The sequence below is a fragment of the Pseudomonas sp. SST3 genome (assembly GCF_003325755.1).
This window is the reverse complement of sequence record NZ_QORI02000027.1, coordinates 1-15,537: the sequence shown is the minus strand read 5'-3', so window position 1 is coordinate 15,537 and position 15,537 is coordinate 1. Positions and strand designations below refer to the sequence as shown.

The window sequence follows — 15,537 nt, the reverse complement described above, 5'->3', positions numbered from 1 at the left end:
GGGTATCAGACTTCGCCAGTTGCTATCATGCCACGGGCTGCTTCCTCCCGAAGATCTTCCCAAATGCGGCCTACATAGCGGCCGAATTCATCGGTTGCGATTAGCTCAGAGCCTCTTGGCCTGGGCAAGTCGATATCGACAACCTGTTTGATAGTTCCGGGCCGATACGACATCACCACCACTTTATCGCTCAGTTGCACAGCCTCGGTGATGTTGTGAGTTATCAGTACGGTCGTCTGATTCAGCTCGCTGCATATCTGCAGCAGTTTGTCTCCAAGTAAGAGGCGGGTCTGCTCGTCGAGGGCACCGAACGGTTCGTCCATCAACAGGATACGAGGCTCCGACGCGAGCGTGCGTGCGATTGAAGTTCGCTGACGCATGCCGCCTGACAGCTGGTGCGGGTAACGGCCTTCGAAACCCTTGAGGCCGACGAGCTGAATGAAATGGCGAGCCTTCTCTTCCCGCTCGGCGCGGCTGATGCCTGCTACTTCAAGGGGGAAGGCCACGTTGTCAAGCACGGTTCGCCAAGGAAAGGTCGACTCCTCCTGAAACACCATGCCGATATCCTTGTGCGTGCCGGTGACTGACTGCCCGTCTACCCGCACCGAGCCGGTGTCGCTCATCACCATGCCACCGATGATATTGAACAGGGTCGACTTACCGCAGCCGCTGGGGCCGATAATGGAGACGAACTCGCCTTGCTGGATATCGAGGCTTGCTGGTGCGAGCGCTTGGACCTGCTCGCCATTATCGGTATGAAAGGTCTTGGAGATATTGCTGAGCGCCAGGGCAGCAGTCATGGTTCAGGGCTCCAGGGTCAGGTTGATGTTCTTCGCCTGAGTGAACGCGAGCAGTTCCCCCATGCACTCCTCACGTCCCAGGCCTGACTGCTTGTACCCACCGAAAGGCGCGCCGGGGATGTGCGCGCTGGCCCCGTTGATCCAGATATAGCCGGCCTCGAGCTGGCTGGCGGTTGAGTGGGCAGTTGCCAGGTCCTGCGTCCATATCGAGGCGGTGAGTCCCAATTCCAGATCATTCACCTCCGCGACCAAGTCCTCCTTGTCGCTCCAGCGAATGACCGAGAGGACAGGCCCAAAGATTTCCTCCCGCGCAATTCGCATGGAGGACGTGACGTCGGCGAACACGGTGGGGCGTACAAAAAAGCCCTTGGCCAGTTCGCTGTCGCCCGGTCGGCAACCGCCACTGACCAGGCGGGCGCCTTCGGCTTGGCCGATGGCGATGTAGCTCATAACCTTGTCGTACTGGGCTAGGTTGGACAGACACCCCATCTCCGTGCCCATCCGGGCGGGTAACCCCAGGCTGATGGCATCGGTTTGGCGTATCACCGTCTGCAGCACCTCCTCGTAGACCGACTCATGAACATAGAGGCGGCTGGTGGAGCCGCACGACTGTCCTGCCGTCCAGCCAAAATTCATGCCATGAACGGCACTCGCAGCCGCCTTCTCGAGATTCGCATCGGGAAAAATCAGCATGGCGTTCTTTCCGCCGAGCTCCAGCAGGGTGCTTTTCAGCGTACTGGCGGCGGCACGCGCGACGGCGCGACCGGTGGGAACACTGCCGACCAGGCTGATGGATTCGACGTCCGGATGTTCCGCGAGCGCCGCGCCTGCTTCGGCCTTGCCATTGATGACGTTGAGCACACCGGCCGGCAGGAGGCCGTCGAACAGCTCCGCCAGCCTGAGCGCTGAAAGTGGTGTGTGCTCGCTGGGCTTGATGATTACGCTGTTGCCAGCGACGAGGGGGGCGGCGATCTTGGCACAGACGAACATGGCCGGATGGTTGAAGGGTACGATTCTGGCTACGACGCCTAGTGGCTCGCGGATCACATAGTTCAGCTGACCTGCCGCGGTGGGAACGGTTTCTCCCTTCAGTTCGGTCGCCAGGCCGGCAAAGTAATCAAGGAGGTGCGCGCCCGTGTGCATGTCGCCGATCATCGCTGCCCGCGGGTTGCCGCAATCGAGCGCGTCGAGCAAGGCAAGTTCGTCTGCATGGTCGCGGACCTTTTGAGCCAGCAGTCGAACGGCTGCGGCCCGCTGAGTCGGTGCGAGGGCGCGCCATTGCGGCTGGGCCTGGCGCGCAGCGCTTACTGCACGCCCGATGTCTTCGGCTCCGGCTTCTTCCACTTCGCCCAAGCTGCTGCCATCGGCTGGGTTGATCACCTCAAGTCTGCGGTCGGTCAGCGCTGAGTGCCATTGGCCGCCATAGTAGAGTCCCCGATTGCTCGGTTGCACCTGATCGGGGGTCAGGTCGTTGGCTGCGGACGTCATTTGGCTTGTCCTCGCTGGTGCGTAACGCTTTGATTGTCGGTCTTGAAGTCAACGACGCCGCCGACGTAACCTGCTTCAACCACCACGTCCAGCAGGGCGGGTACGCCACGTTCGACTGCCGCAATGGCACGGATCACAGCCATGCGCAAGGTCTCTATGTCCGTGATCGGGCCTTCGGCTTCGAAGCCTTGCGCGCGGGCGACCGCCGCCAGGTCGATAGCGGGTTCGTCCAGCCGCTGACCCACCCATTTGTTTTCCACCGGGCGGTTGCGCTCGATGGCGACGGCTTCCTGGTGCGCGACGTCGTTGTAATAGGCTCGGTTGTTGGCCACTACGATGAGGAGCGGAATGCCGTGCCGTGCGGCCGTCCAGAGCGCATTTGCACCCATCATCAGATCGCCATCACCGAGTACCGCGACCGGTAACCGACCGCTGCCCTTCAGCGCCAAGGCGGAGCCGATAGCCATGCCCGGGCCAGATCCGATACCTGCCCCGCCGTCATAGCCGAGGTAATCGAGCGGGTGGCGGAATCGACAGGCGGCGCCCGGCCAACCCAAGGGCAGACGCAGGTAGGTGGTCAGCCTGTCATTGAGCACATTCGAGAGTGTTTGGGCCAGCGCGTTCAGATCCAGCGCGCTTGCGCTATGTGCTGCCGCCGAGGCAGGCGCCGGGATTGACCCGCGCTCCCGTGGTTTGATCGCTGGGGCCTGCGCCGATAGCCGCTCAATCAGCGCCGACACCGCCGCATCCGGGGCGCCATCGAGTGCCAGGTCAACGGGCGCCATCCGCTGGTGATTCATGGCCCAGCCATTGATCGCGTAGTCATCTAGGGACGCATGGATAATCCGCGCAGAGGGCTTGCCATCTGGCCAGACGGTATACAGCGTGCCCCCCAGGTCGAGCCAGTCCAGGCTGAGAATTACATCGGCCGTAGCCAGCAGTTCTACCGCATCCGAGCCTAGACGGAGCGCGGGCGGCAGGGCATGCAGAGGATGTTCTGTCGGGAAAGCCGCGGCGACCTTGAGGTCGCTCAGCACTCGGGCGCCGAGACGTTCGGCAAGCTCAACTCGACGCTGCCAGTCGTCAGCGTCCCGTGACACACGCCCGGCGAGAATCAAGGGGTTGCGGGCGTTCAGCAACATTCGTGCCGCTTCATCTAGGGCTCTGGACGACGGTACTGGCGGTTCGCCCGGGAGAAAGCGTTGGGGGTCAGGAAGTTTCGGCGGCTCGCTCAGGGCTTGCTCCTGCAAGCCGACATCGAGGCAAATGTAAACTGGACCATAGGGCCGGCGACAGGCTGTTTGCCAGGCACGGAGCATGCTTTCCAGCGCCGCGCCGATAGAGGCTGGCTGGTCGTCCCACTTGATGAACGGGCGCACTAAGGCCGCCTGATCCTGGGACGTGTGGATCCAGTCGATCCAGGGGCGGCGGCGGTTGGCGTCGACGGGGCCGGTGGCCCCCAAAATGATAATGGGCGCGCGGTCACACCAAGCGTTATAGATAGCCATGCTGCCGTGCATCAGCCCGACGTTGCTATGTAACGCCACAGCCATGGGCCGCTCGGTAACCTTGGCATAACCATGCGCGAGCGCGACGGCATGTTCCTCATGCAGACAGACCAACATCCGCGGCGCATGGTCGCCCAGCAGGTTGACCAAGCTATCATGGAGGCCGCGATAGCTGGCCCCAGGATTGAGGGCAATGTAATCGAGAGGCAGCACGCGCAGTGCCCAGGCAACGGCGTCGCTGCCCCAATGTAGTTCTGTTGCGTCTGGTGGAAGCGGGCAGTCCTGGTCGTTGACTATGCTCGTGGATGCATGATCGCTCATCTTCCGTTTCCTTTTTCTTATTGTATTAGCCGCCAAGCGAACGGCTGCTCGGTAGTTCGGGTGAAAGAAGAGCGGGTGCCTCGTATTCTCGTAACGTAAGAGCCGCTCTTAGAAAAAAGTAGTTGTGATCGTCCGATCGGTCAAGCGCAATTTGGGTGCGTCCTCTGTCTGGTGTTCTGCCTGTTGTGTGCGTCATGGTGAGGAGCAGAACGGATCGTGCGCTTGACAAAGCACGGTTTGCTGCTAAAACAAATCTAAGATGTGTTCTCATTTATTAATAATTCGTGTGAGACCACGTCCTTCAGCCCCAAATAAAAATATAGGTTCGCTAATGGGCACGCAGGGTAGATCGGCGCAGACATCCGCTAAATCACATGCACAATACAATGTGTATGAAGGGCGTTCGAGCGCCCAGGGCTCGGGTGGCTGTTTGCCCGAATGGAGGATGGCGCTCGATGTGAGTCCAGTTTCCAGACTACTTACTTTGGCGGCAGCGGAATACCTAGAAAGCAGCAGGTGCCTTTTTCACAGGCAGGCGGCTGGGCTATTCCGGTCGCTCGGTATGGCTAGTCAGGTTCCGCGCTTCTCGCCAAACGGCGGGCAAACCGATGCCAGTTGTCTTGCGTCGAGGCACACCTTCCAGGCGCAGAGAGACTCTGCCGCGATGACGGCCCTTGAAGGCGGGGCCAATCTGGCCTTGCTGCTCACCGCTAGGCCTTCCGAGAACTATCGCCCGGACGCCATCCTTGTACGCGGACCTTTGCGTGAGTCCCCCCTCGCGCTTTTCCGGAGAACTGCATATGCAACGCTTTACCGTTTCGCTGGACGATGATCTGGCCGACCTCTTCGACGTTTTCCTGCACCGTTACGGTTATGGAAACCGCTCCGAGGCGATTCGCGACCTGATCCGCAATAGGCTCGAGGCCAGTGAACTTGAGCAATCTGCCGGTGGCCATTCGGTCGGTGCTGTTACCTACGTCTACAGCCATAAAGAACGGGAACTGGCCAACCGGCTGGCTCGCGCTCAGCACCTCCACCACGAGATCACTGTCTCCACGCTGCGAGTCCAGCTGGATCACGATCATTGCTTGGAGACGATGTTGCTTAGTGGAGCTACCGACCACATCCGCACCTTTGCCGACTCGGTGATCGCCCGACCTGGAGTGCGGCACGGCCAGCTCTATCTGCTCCCGGTGACGCTCGAACAGTTCGGTCACGGTAATGGAATTGGCGACTCAGCCAGCAGCACGCACCCGCACGTACACGTACACCCGACCGTCTGATCGGCTGCGTTGTTACCAATGATGGTTAAGGCCATCACCATTCATTCGGCAAGGAGTGAGCATAGATGGCGATTCTACCGCGAACGAAACGCGCTTCAGTACTGGCGGTTCTTCTAACCATACCGGGTCTTTGCCTGGCGCATTTTCAGGAACTGATTCCGAGCAGAGCCGTCGTTGAGGACAAGACCGAAGGAAATCTGAGTTTAGACATCCAATTTACCCACCCGATGATGGGCGGACCGCGCATGAATATGGGCAGGCCCGTTCGTTTCGGAGTCATGGGTCCTCAAGGCAAGCAAGATCTCAGTGATGCGCTCATACCCCGGATAGAAGAGGGCAAGCAATTTTTCAGCGCTCACTACGCCATCGACCAGCCTGGCGATCACATCTTTTATCTCGAGCCCGCCCCGTATTGGGAGCCTGCGGAAGATGTGATGATTATCCACTATACAAAAGTAGTAGTAGCCGCGTTCGGTGGTGAGGGGAACTGGGACGGTGCCGTCGGGTTCCCGGTGGAAATCAATCCCTTGGTTCGGCCGTATGGTCTTTGGGCGGGCAATCTGTTCCAAGGGACGGTCACCCGTGACGGGGAGCCGGTGCCCTTTGCCACGGTTGAGGTCGAATGGCGTAACGATGGATCGTTCACTGTGCCTGCCGATCCCTTTGTCACTCAGATCATCCGGGCAGATGCCAACGGTATATTCAGCTATGCCATGCCGCGAGCGGGCTGGTGGGCCTTTGCGGCATTGCTACCAGGTGAGACGCCAATACCAAATCCAGCGGGAGATGACGTCGAAGTCGAATACGGCGCGCTCATCTGGGTGCAAGCCACCGACATGCATTAATGGAGATGTTTCATGGCCCATATCCCCGAGGGTATCCTTGCCACGCCGGTGTTGCTGACGGGCGCAGTTGTCAGCGTCACCCTGTTGAGCATTGCGCTACGCCGTCTTCCGCCCGAGCGGGTACCGCAGACAGCCTTCCTGTCGGCCGCTTTCTTTGTCGCGTCTCTGATCAGCGTCCCCGTCGGAGCGAGCAGCGTGCATCTACTGCTCAATGGGCTGATGGGGATCGTGCTTGGCTGGTCGGCAGTACCCGCTATTGTTGTCGCATTGCTGTTGCAGGCGTTATTCTTTGGTTTTGGGGGCATCGTGGCACTGGGTGTCAATGCGATGAACATGGCGCTACCTGCGCTGCTCTGTGCCTTTCTGTTGCGCCCTATGCTGCATCGCGCTACCCCACGTAGCGCCATCTGGTTGGGGATGGCAGCGGGCGCCATCGGCGTCGCCGGCACCGGACTGCTGCTGTGTTTGAGCATCGGACTATCCGGGCCGGAACTGCTACCGGCCGCGAAGGTGATCTTTGTGGTGTTTTCTACCACTGCTGGTTGTGGAGTCAGTGATCACGGGGTTCGCGCTCGGTTTCGTCGATCGCGTCGCCCCAGAGCTGTTGAGCTTGCGACAGGTTCGCTATGACTAGAGAAATCACGTTTGGCTTGTTGCTGCTTATTATCAGCAGCCCGCTCGCGGCGCATCAGCTCAAGGTGTTTGCCTTTGCCGAGGAAGGCAGGGTTTCCGGCAAGGCTTATTTTGCCGGTGGCGTCAAGGCACGTGGCGCTGAGGTGTTTTTGGAGAATTCCGATGGACTTGTAGTTGATCGCGCGCAGACTGATGGGGAAGGCGTGTTTAGCCTAACCCCCGATAGGCGCCAGGATTACCGAATTACTGCCCAGACTGGCGACGGTCACCAGGCTCAATGGAGTATCTCCGCGGCTGAACTGGTCGGCAATTTCGAAAGTTATGGGACCAATGGCTCCGAGGCATCCGTGATCGCCCCCACAGGTGAAGCGTACGGCAGGGCGCAGCTAGAATCGCTGATCGAGCGTGCCGTTGCCCGTCAGATAACGCCTTTGCGTGAACAACTCTTCGGTTTCCAGGAGCGCCTGCGTTTGCAAGACATTCTTGGCGGCTTGGGCTACATCGTTGGCTTGGCAGGGCTGTTGCTGCACTGGCGGCCTCGTATGCTGGGAGCTGATCGATGAGCTTCGTCAGCTTGTCTGCCGCGAGCCAGCCTGGCAGCCGGCTCGATAGGATGGACCCCCGTTTACGTGTCGTTGTCACTGCGCTCTTCGCCTTGACGACAGCCAGTCTGCATAGCCTTGGCGTGGTGGCAGTGGCGCTCGGTTGCGCCTGGGTGTTTGTCTGGATCGCCCGGCTCGACTTGCGCTCATTGCTGCGACGGATTTGCGCACTTGAGGGTTTCATGCTGTTGATGCTGGTCATGCTCCCGTTCTCGACTCCAGGCATTCCGATGTTCGGGTATGCCGGATGGACGGCCTCATGGGAGGGTTTTCTGCTGGCGCTGACCATTATTCTCAAAGCGAACGCAGTTACCTTTACTGCCCTGGCGCTGGTCGGCACCTTGGAGCCCGAATCCCTGGGGCATGCCATGGCCAAGTTGGGCATGCCCCAGGTCCTCGTACAGCTTTTCTTGTTATCAGTGCGTTATATCGGTGTGTTTCAGGAAGAGCATCACCGTATTCGTCGGGCAATGCAGGCGCGAGGGTTTGTCCCGCGCGGCGATCGTCATACCTGGCGCTCGTTCGGCTGGTTACTGGGCATGCTGTTGGTGCGCAGCTTCGAACGTTCTCAACGAGTTCTAGCCGCCATGAAATGCCGTGGGTTCACTGGGCAGTTGCCTTTGTTCACTATGGATAGATGGCAGCGTTGCGATACCGTCGCTCTCGGCATGGTATCGATTTTTCTGATTGGCCTGACTTACTGCGAGCACTTCTTATGAGCCAGCCGCTATTATCGTTGCGAGGCATTGCAGCAGACCATGAGGGGCGCAATGTGCTGAGCGAGGTCGCTTTTAGCCTGCATGCTGGTGAGCGTGTCGCCTTACTAGGGCATAACGGGGCAGGTAAGACGACCCTGCTTCATTTATTAGTGGGACTGCATCCTCCCGCGAGGGGGCGGATCACCATTTTTGGTGTCGAGACAGCCGATGAGTCGTCGTTCCGTGAAATACGCGGCCGTGTTGGTCTGTTGTTTCAAGATTCGGATGATCAGCTTTTTTGTCCGACTGTGCTCGAAGACGTCGCGTTCGGCCCGGTCAACCTTGGCTACAGTCGCACGGAGGCGATATCAATAGCGCACACCACGCTTGCCGAGCTGGGGCTTGCCGGCTTTGCCTGTCGTGTCACGCGTAAACTGTCCGGAGGGGAGAAAAGACTGGTGGCTCTAGCCGCTGTATTGGCGATGCGGCCGGAGGTGTTGCTTCTCGACGAGCCTACCTCGGGGCTGGATGAGTCGTCCCGTGAGCGGCTAATCGAGTATCTGGAACGGTTACCACAAGCCATGCTTTTTGTCTCGCATGACCATGCGTTTGTCGAGCGCCTGGCCACGCGCGCGGTGACGGTTAAAAACCGCACGCTTGTACCTTTCGCGCTGCACCGACACGCATTTTTGCACGGTAATCTGCATGTGCGCCCCTCCGAAACAGACAGGCAAACTGATCTTGCCTAGCAGCTGTGGACACAGGTTAAGGATGGTCGGAAGTAGTCATGCTTTTTTGACTGCCTCCGGGCTTTGCCGTCCTATTCTGGACATAGCGTTGACATCGTCAGAAGCGTCACGATTATTCAGACCATCCATAGCTGGCGGGCCGCGGCGTCACCTTCTAATGGGCGTCACGTGGCTGGTGAAAAGCGAAGGCGCCCGAAATGGCAAGCCAGGGCTTGGCACCGGCATGCCAGGTGTTTCCGCAATCCGATCTGAGCATCGAATGCCTTCGCCGGAATGGCGAGGCCAACAAAAACAACAAGATGAAACAAGAGGCGTCGTTATGAAAAAAGGTGTTATGCGACCTGGCCACATCCAACTGCGCGTGCTCAATCTAGAGAGTGCCCTGGTTCATTACCGCGACCTGCTCGGCCTGATCGAAGTGGACCGTGATGACTACGGACGCGTCTATCTGAAAGCCTGGGCCGAAGTGGACAAGTTTTCCCTGGTGCTGCGTGAAGCGGACGAGCCGGGCATGGATTTTATGGGTTTCAAGGTGCTTGATGAGGATTGCTTGAATCGGCTCACCGAAGACCTACTCAACTATGGCTGTCTGATCGAAAACATCCCCGCCGGCGAGCTCAGGGGCTGCGGGCGCCGCGTGGGCTTCCAGGCACCGTCCGGGCATTCCTTCGAGCTCTACGCCGACAAGGAATACACGGGGTAAGTGGGGGGGTGGAGGAGGTCAATCCGGAAGCCTGGCCGCGCAATCTCAAGGGCATACGCGTGGTGCGTTTCGACCACGCCCTCATGTATGGCGACGAATTGTCGGCGACCTATGACCTATTCACCAAGGTGCTCGGCTTCTATCTGGCCGAACAGGTGCTGGACGACGGTGGCACGCGCGTCGCGCAGTTTCTCAGCCTGTCGACCAAGGCCCACGACGTGGCCTTCATTCATCTGTCTAGTTGTGATCTCTCGGTAGGTTGTTCATCCGGAGCATTCCCGGAAAACTGGAAGTGCGACCAACCAAGCCTTCCAGGAGCCCCGGATGAACCTGCATAAAAATGCCCGTCTTACCCCACGAGGTCGAGCTCTTTTAGTCCAACGTATGCTTCAAGGATTACGCGTAAAAGAGGCAGCACAAGCAGCCGGTGTAAGCGTGCGTACTGCCTACAAATGGCTTCGGCGTTACCGCGAAGAGGGAGAGAACGGAATGATGGATCGCACCTCGCGTCCTCGCACCTGCCCCCACGCCACACCTGAGCCTGCACTAGAAAAGCTGATTGAGCGACGCAGGGCTCGCCACACCTATCGACAAATTGCTCACGAGCTAGTTGTATAAACCCAGTACGTTCTTCAGTGGAAGTGGAGCGCGGCTGATGGGAGGCCGGTAACCGAGGCTGGCGTGAGGCCTGTGCCAGTTGTATCGGTGCAGCCACGGCAACAGGTGGGCGGCGCGCTGCTCGGAGTTTTCGTAGCTGCGTGCGTATGCCCACTCACGCAAGCTGGTCTGGATGAAGCGCTCGGCCTTGCCGTTTGTGCGCGGTGTGTAGGGTTTGGTCCATAGATGGCGCAAGCCAAGCCTGCGCGCCGTTGTCGGTCATGATGCGAGTAACCCGTATACCGAGGCCTCGGTAGTAGCGCAGCGCCTGAAGAAGCGCGCGGCAGGCGCTGGTGCCACGCTCATCGGGATGCAGGGAGCTGAAAGCTATTCGGCTGGCATCATCGATGGCCACCTGGACGAACTCCCAGCCGGCACCGTCCGAGTTCTGCTGGCGGTTGCCCGTCACGCGGTGGCCGGGTTGGCGGAAGCGCCCCAACTTCTTGATGTCCAGGTGCAGCAGATCGCCGGGTTTCGCGTATTCGTAGCGCAGCACCGGTGGTGCCGGCTCCAGTTCTGTCAGGCGATGCAGGCCGAGCTTTCTGAGGCGACGCGCCATCGTGCTGACGGCCAAGCCCAAGTCGTCGGCTATCTGTCGATAGGTCTTGCGTGCCCGACGCTGCTCGACAAGGCGATCAAGCAGAGCGTCTGGAGTGGCATGCGGGCAGAACCCCGGTAAGCGTACGGCGAACTCACCTTGCGAGATTCAGGCAGATACCCATTGATGCGGCAGCAGTTGGCCTATCTCACTCGCCCGCTGCGTCGGCAGTCGTGTCAGTACATCCTTCAGATAGGCATACGGATCATGCCCATTCATCCGCGCCGACTGGATCAAACTCATGATCGCCGCCGCCCGCTTGCCGCTGCGCAGTAGTGACCCGGCAAACAACCAGTTCGAGCGTCCAAGGGCCCATGGCCGAATCTGGTTCTCGACCTGATTATTGTCGATGGGCACAGCGCCGTCATCAAGGTAGCGCGTCAGTGCCAGCCAGCGTTTGAGGCTGTAATCCAAGGCTTTCGCCGTGGCTGATCCGTTGGGCACCCGATCACGTTGGGCTAGCATCCAGTCATGCAGCGCGTCGAGGATTGGTGAAGACTTTTCCTGCCGTATTCGCCAGCGATCCTCGTCGCTCATGTCGCGCACTTGCCGTTCGACTTCATATAGGCTGGCAATGGAGTGCAGCGCCTGTTCGGCCAGTTGGCTTTTGTTCGCGGCGTGGAGGTCGAAGAATTTGCGCCGGGCGTGGGCCATGCAGCCGATCTCAGTCACGCCTTGCTCGAAGCTGGCCTTGTAACCGGCGAAGTCGTCGCAGACCAACTTGCCGTTCCATTGACCAAGGAAGTTGCGTGCATGCTCGCCGGCGCGGCTGGGGCTGAAGTCGTACACCACGGCCTTCAGATCGGCGAAGGGTGTGGTGCTGTAGGCCGAGACGTAAGCCCGATAGGTTTTCTTCTCGCCTGGCGCGAGCATCTGCACCGGGGTTTCATCGGCGTGGATCACACCTTGGGCCAACACGGCTTCGCGCAGGGCATCGACTAGCGGCTGGAGCTGCACGCCGGTTTGCCCGACCCGTTGCGCCAGCGTCGAGCGAGCGATGGCTAGGCCGGCACGGCCAAAGATTTTCTCTTGCCGGTACAGCGGCAGGTGATCGGCGAACCTGGCCACCATCACGTGAGCCAGGAGGCCGGCGGTGGGGATGCCTTTATCGATTACCTGGGCCGGCAAGGGTGCCTGGATCAGTGTTTCGCACTGGCGACGGACCCATTTCCCACGCACGTGCTGTTCGACGGTGAACACGCCTGGCGTGTAATCCAGCTTTTCGCTGACGTCTTCGCCGACGCGCTGTAGCTGGCAACCGCAGGCGCACTGGGTGTTCTCCGGCTCGTGACGGATCACGGTACGCGGAAATTGCGGTGGCAGCGGTGTGCGCTTGGGCTGTTGGCATGGTTCGGCTGGGATAACCGGGGGATTGACGGCTTTCAACTCCGCCTCGATGGCGGCGATGTCGGTGTCGAGCAGCTCATCAAGCAGGCTGCCCTGGTCTGGGCTTAGCTGCTCGCTGCGCTTGGCGAACTTGTTCCGTTTGAACCATGCGATTTCGTGGGTGAGTTGTTCGATGACTGTTTGATCGCGGTGGATCTTCTTGCCCATCGTGCCGACCTGCTGGCCCAGCGTATCGACTTGAGACATCAACTGCGCGGCCAATGCGCGCAGCTGGTCGGGTGTCATCTGGTCGAGACTGGGCGAGGAAGTCATGCCGACGATTGTGCCAGTGCGGGGAGTCAGCGGCGACGAATCGATGGGCTAATGGCAGGCGCTACAGCACTGTGATTGCGCCGGCCGCACCAACCCGCTGCCAGGGTAGACCGAGTACCAAAGCCTGAAGCTGCTCGGTGTCGAGCTCGACTTCCGAGCCGTGGCGGATGCCTGGCCAGTGAAACTTACCTTGGTTCAAACGCCGCGCGGCCAGCCAGATCCCCACGCCGTCATGCACCAGGACTTTCATGCGGTTGGCACGGCGATTGGCAAAGAGATAGGCGCAGTGCGGCTTCGCCGCACCGAACACCGCGATCACACGGGCCAATGCGGTCTCGGTGCCGGCGCGCATATCCATCGGTTCGGTGGCGAGCCAGATGCTATCGATGCGGATCACGGGGCGAGCCCCCGGACAAAGCGGGCGCAACCGTTAGGATCGGAAGCTGGCCATTTCACCGTGACTGACTGCTCGCCAAGCGGCAGCTCAATAATCACCGCTGCTTCAGCCGGCCGTTTGGGCGTAGCCCTCAACGGAATGAAAGCCGGCAACACTGCGGGTGGCTGATCTCGGTAAAGCGGTAACCACTTGCGAATGACGTTGGCGTTGATGCCATGGCTGATGGCAACGCTGGAGACGGTCGCGCCGGGTTGCAGGCATTCCTGAACGACCTGGGCCTTGAACGGTTTGGGGTAAGAGCTTCGTTGGCGCATAGGAATCCTGACGTTAAGGACGATCGCGTCCGCTTAAAAATATGCGGACACCATCGCCCTTAATGTTGGAGTTCGGAAGGTGACTTGGCTGGACGCTTACGAACCCCGGTCGCGATGAGCGATCTTGCAGGCCAGCCTCACCTTCCTCCCGAAAACGCCTGAGCCACTTGTAGGCCGTTCGAACGCTTACGCCTGCAGCCTGCGCGGCATCTTCGACACGCAAACCTTGCTCGATACGCTGGACAAGAAGGGCTCGACCGCGAGGTGTAAGACGGGCATGTTTATGCAGGTTCATCCGGGGCTCCTGGAAGGCTTGGTTGGTCGCACTTCCAGAATTCCGGGAATGCCCCGGATGAACAACCTACTGAGAGATCACAGCTAGGGCTGACGGTCAGCACCATCGCTCGCCACCTCAAACGAATTGGGCTCAATCGCCTCCCCGAGCTGGAGCCCGCCCCGCCGATCAGGCGTTATCAGTACGCTCACCCAGGCGAGCTGCTGCACCTGGATATCAAGAAGCTCGCACGTTTCTGGAGGCCGGGGCACCGAGTCACAGGAACCCGGCTGATGGGCTCAGATGGAGCGGGCTGGGAGTTTGTCCATGTCGCCATCGACGATGCCTCACGCATCGCCTTCTCCAGCTTGCATACCGATGAGCGGGGTGGCAGCGCCTGTCGTGCACTGCTCCAGGCGTAAGGCACATCCGCACCAAACCCTATACCCCAAGAACCAATGGCAAGGCTGAGCGCTTCATTCAGACCAGCTTGCGCGAATGGGCCTATGCCAGAAGCTACGAGAGCTCTGAGCAGCGCGCACGACATCTGGCTCCCTGGCTACACCAATACAACTGGCACAGGCCACACTCCAGCCTGAATTAATGCCCGCCCATCAGCCGCATTCCACTGAACTGTCAGTACCGATGCAAAACTGACCCACCCTTGTATCTCGACTATCACCCAATTTGGAGGGATAGTTCCCGACTGATCATCGGGGGAAGGTCATGAACCGCCCCGGCTTTCCCGGAGGCTCCGACTCTTGAGAGGATGGAGCTATGAAGACAACAACGAAGTATTCCCCGGAAGTGCGTGAGCGAGCTGTTCGACTGGTATTGGAACATCAAGACGACCACGAGTCGGAGTGGGCAGCGATTTGCTCGATTGCCGCCAAGATCGGTTGTACCGCTGAGACCCTGCGCCGCTGGGTGCGCCAGGCCGAGCGCGATTGCGGCAAGCGTGAAGGCCAAACCACCGACGAACGCGAGCGGATCAAGACACTGGAACGAGAGGTGCGTGAGTTGCGCCAGGCCAACGAGATCTGCGCAAGGCGTCCGCGTATTTTGCTCAGGCGGAGCTCGACCGCCGCTTCAAGCCATGAAGACGTTCGTCAACGAGCATCGTGCGGTTTATGGAGTCGAGCCGATCTGCCGGGTACTGCCGATCGCTCCATCGACCTACTACGCGTATGCACGCTGCCAGATCGCTCCCGAGCGGCGCTCCCGGCGGGAGCGACATGACGACGTGCTGAGCGGGCATATCCAGCGTGTCTGGGGCGAAAACTTCCGAGTTTATGGTGTACGCAAGGTCTGGCGACAGCTCAGGCGCGAAGGCGTAGTCGCAGCGCGCTGCACGGTGGAGCGACTGATGCGACGACTGGGGCTGCAAGGCGTCGTACGCGGCAAATCGGTCAAGACCACGATCAGTGGAAAGGCCTCCGTGTGCCCGCTGGACAGGGTCAACCGCCAGTTCCGCGCCGAGCGGCCCAACGCGCTCTGGGTGTCAGATTTTACCTACGTCAGCACGTGGCAGGGCTTCGTCTACGTGGCCTTCGTCATCGATGTATTCGCCCGGCGCATCGTTGGTTGGCGCGTCTCCAGCTCGGCCCGTACCGACTTTGTGCTTGATGCGCTGGAGCAGGCGTTGTATGCCCGCCGGCCGGTCGACCAGAACGGTTTGATCCACCACAGCGACCGTGGCGTGCAGGGCAGATTCAACCGGTCGTAGCAACACCTTTAATCGGAGGTGTTTATGGGACGACCAGCAGCGTGGATGCAGAAGTTGACGGGGCGTGAAGCAATGCGTTCGCCAGGTGCGCCGTCACTTCGCCGCGAGATCGAGCGGCTATTTTGGACGCAAATAGCAACCGGGATCACAAGTGAGAAGGCAGCTGAGTCCGTTGGCGTATCGTCAGCGGTAGGCACACGCTGGTTCCGTCATCGCGGCGGGATGCCATTGTTCATGTCTAACCACATATCCGAAAGGTACTTGTCGTTCGCGGAGCGAGAA

The 15,537-nt window shown here is 59.8% G+C and carries 12 protein-coding genes, 7 pseudogenes and 1 other annotated feature; of the genes and pseudogenes, 11 read left to right on the top strand and 8 right to left on the bottom strand.

What is annotated here, in order from left to right; translation table 11 throughout:
• Positions 1-5: 5 nt before the first annotated feature.
• The 3 genes from DQ405_RS20265 to DQ405_RS20255 are packed head-to-tail and all read right to left on the bottom strand — an operon-like array spanning position 6 to position 4,117.
• Positions 6-800 carry an ABC transporter ATP-binding protein gene (locus tag DQ405_RS20265; protein WP_168425851.1) on the bottom strand — a complete coding sequence of 265 codons (795 nt, stop codon included), beginning with the start codon at positions 798-800 and terminating at the stop codon, positions 6-8.
• 3 nt (positions 801-803) lie between these two features.
• Entirely contained in the window at positions 804-2,288 is a 1,485-nt protein-coding gene (locus DQ405_RS20260) for an aldehyde dehydrogenase family protein (RefSeq protein WP_168425850.1), read from the bottom strand.
• Positions 2,285-4,117: a thiamine pyrophosphate-binding protein gene (locus tag DQ405_RS20255; protein WP_168425849.1), complete on the bottom strand. Its 1,833-nt coding sequence runs from the start codon at positions 4,115-4,117 to the stop codon at positions 2,285-2,287. Before DQ405_RS20255 ends, DQ405_RS20260 begins: the two co-directional genes overlap by 4 nt.
• Before the next feature lie 800 nt (positions 4,118-4,917).
• Between DQ405_RS20255 and nikR the strand changes: the two genes are divergently transcribed.
• The 8 genes and pseudogenes from nikR to DQ405_RS20215 form a co-directional block, all read left to right on the top strand.
• A complete protein-coding gene (nikR, locus tag DQ405_RS20250; protein ID WP_168425848.1) occupies positions 4,918-5,400 on the top strand; it encodes a nickel-responsive transcriptional regulator NikR in 483 nt (160 codons plus the stop codon).
• Positions 5,401-5,465: 65 nt separating this feature from the next.
• Positions 5,466-6,245 carry a DUF4198 domain-containing protein gene (locus DQ405_RS20245; protein WP_168425847.1) on the top strand — a complete coding sequence of 260 codons (780 nt, stop codon included), beginning with the start codon at positions 5,466-5,468 and terminating at the stop codon, positions 6,243-6,245.
• 12 nt (positions 6,246-6,257) lie between these two features.
• Positions 6,258-6,875: a cobalt transporter CbiM gene (gene cbiM / locus DQ405_RS20240; RefSeq protein ID WP_206678922.1), complete on the top strand. Its 618-nt coding sequence runs from the start codon at positions 6,258-6,260 to the stop codon at positions 6,873-6,875.
• Entirely contained in the window at positions 6,872-7,441 is a 570-nt protein-coding gene (locus DQ405_RS20235; RefSeq protein ID WP_168425846.1) for a carboxypeptidase regulatory-like domain-containing protein, read from the top strand. The genes cbiM and DQ405_RS20235 overlap by 4 nt, the downstream gene beginning before the upstream one ends.
• Positions 7,438-8,199, top strand: coding sequence for a cobalt ECF transporter T component CbiQ (gene cbiQ, locus DQ405_RS20230; RefSeq protein ID WP_168425845.1), 762 nt, complete (start codon positions 7,438-7,440; stop codon positions 8,197-8,199). The genes DQ405_RS20235 and cbiQ overlap by 4 nt, the downstream gene beginning before the upstream one ends.
• Positions 8,196-8,927: an energy-coupling factor ABC transporter ATP-binding protein gene (locus DQ405_RS20225; RefSeq protein ID WP_168425844.1), complete on the top strand. Its 732-nt coding sequence runs from the start codon at positions 8,196-8,198 to the stop codon at positions 8,925-8,927. The genes cbiQ and DQ405_RS20225 overlap by 4 nt, the downstream gene beginning before the upstream one ends.
• A gap of 319 nt (positions 8,928-9,246) precedes the next feature.
• A pseudogene (locus DQ405_RS20220) lies at positions 9,247-9,863 on the top strand (VOC family protein); the annotation flags it as partial.
• A 91-nt stretch (positions 9,864-9,954) separates the two neighbouring features.
• Positions 9,955-10,245 (top strand): annotated as a pseudogene (locus DQ405_RS20215) (leucine zipper domain-containing protein); the annotation flags it as partial.
• Here DQ405_RS20215 and DQ405_RS20210 read toward each other — a convergent pair.
• The 5 genes and pseudogenes from DQ405_RS20210 to DQ405_RS20190 all read right to left on the bottom strand — a co-directional run.
• A pseudogene (locus DQ405_RS20210) lies at positions 10,237-10,963 on the bottom strand (integrase core domain-containing protein); the annotation flags it as partial. The pseudogenes DQ405_RS20215 and DQ405_RS20210 sit on opposite strands and share 9 nt — an antisense overlap.
• Before the next feature lie 30 nt (positions 10,964-10,993).
• Positions 10,994-12,544: an IS66 family transposase gene (tnpC, locus tag DQ405_RS20205; RefSeq protein WP_168425843.1), complete on the bottom strand. Its 1,551-nt coding sequence runs from the start codon at positions 12,542-12,544 to the stop codon at positions 10,994-10,996.
• A 61-nt stretch (positions 12,545-12,605) separates the two neighbouring features.
• Positions 12,606-12,941, bottom strand: a complete 336-nt coding sequence (gene tnpB, locus DQ405_RS27565) for an IS66 family insertion sequence element accessory protein TnpB (protein WP_168425842.1) — start codon at positions 12,939-12,941, stop codon at positions 12,606-12,608.
• Entirely contained in the window at positions 12,938-13,255 is a 318-nt protein-coding gene (tnpA, locus tag DQ405_RS20195; protein WP_168425841.1) for an IS66-like element accessory protein TnpA, read from the bottom strand. Before tnpA ends, tnpB begins: the two co-directional genes overlap by 4 nt.
• A gap of 106 nt (positions 13,256-13,361) precedes the next feature.
• Positions 13,362-13,550 (bottom strand): annotated as a pseudogene (locus DQ405_RS20190) (leucine zipper domain-containing protein); the annotation flags it as partial.
• An 83-nt stretch (positions 13,551-13,633) separates the two neighbouring features.
• Here DQ405_RS20190 and DQ405_RS20185 point away from each other — a divergent pair.
• The 3 pseudogenes from DQ405_RS20185 to DQ405_RS20175 form a co-directional block, all read left to right on the top strand.
• Positions 13,634-14,133: pseudogene (locus tag DQ405_RS20185) on the top strand (integrase core domain-containing protein); the annotation flags it as partial.
• Positions 14,134-14,306: 173 nt separating this feature from the next.
• Positions 14,307-15,234 (top strand): annotated as a pseudogene (locus DQ405_RS20180) (IS3 family transposase); the annotation flags it as partial.
• Positions 14,584-14,700 (top strand) — a sequence feature (AL1L pseudoknot). It overlaps the preceding pseudogene by 117 nt.
• A 66-nt stretch (positions 15,235-15,300) precedes the next feature.
• A pseudogene (locus tag DQ405_RS20175) lies at positions 15,301-15,537 on the top strand (IS30 family transposase); the annotation flags it as partial.

Coding starts and splice junctions, on each gene's coding strand:
- DQ405_RS20265 (WP_168425851.1), bottom strand. CDS start 800: ATGACTGCTGCCCTGGCGCTCAGCAATATCTCCAAGACCTTTCATACC.
- DQ405_RS20260 (WP_168425850.1), bottom strand. CDS start 2,288: ATGACGTCCGCAGCCAACGACCTGACCCCCGATCAGGTGCAACCGAGC.
- DQ405_RS20255 (WP_168425849.1), bottom strand. CDS start 4,117: ATGAGCGATCATGCATCCACGAGCATAGTCAACGACCAGGACTGCCCG.
- nikR (WP_168425848.1), top strand. CDS start 4,918: ATGCAACGCTTTACCGTTTCGCTGGACGATGATCTGGCCGACCTCTTC.
- DQ405_RS20245 (WP_168425847.1), top strand. CDS start 5,466: ATGGCGATTCTACCGCGAACGAAACGCGCTTCAGTACTGGCGGTTCTT.
- cbiM (WP_206678922.1), top strand. CDS start 6,258: ATGGCCCATATCCCCGAGGGTATCCTTGCCACGCCGGTGTTGCTGACG.
- DQ405_RS20235 (WP_168425846.1), top strand. CDS start 6,872: ATGACTAGAGAAATCACGTTTGGCTTGTTGCTGCTTATTATCAGCAGC.
- cbiQ (WP_168425845.1), top strand. CDS start 7,438: ATGAGCTTCGTCAGCTTGTCTGCCGCGAGCCAGCCTGGCAGCCGGCTC.
- DQ405_RS20225 (WP_168425844.1), top strand. CDS start 8,196: ATGAGCCAGCCGCTATTATCGTTGCGAGGCATTGCAGCAGACCATGAG.
- tnpC (WP_168425843.1), bottom strand. CDS start 12,544: ATGACTTCCTCGCCCAGTCTCGACCAGATGACACCCGACCAGCTGCGC.
- tnpA (WP_168425841.1), bottom strand. CDS start 13,255: ATGCGCCAACGAAGCTCTTACCCCAAACCGTTCAAGGCCCAGGTCGTT.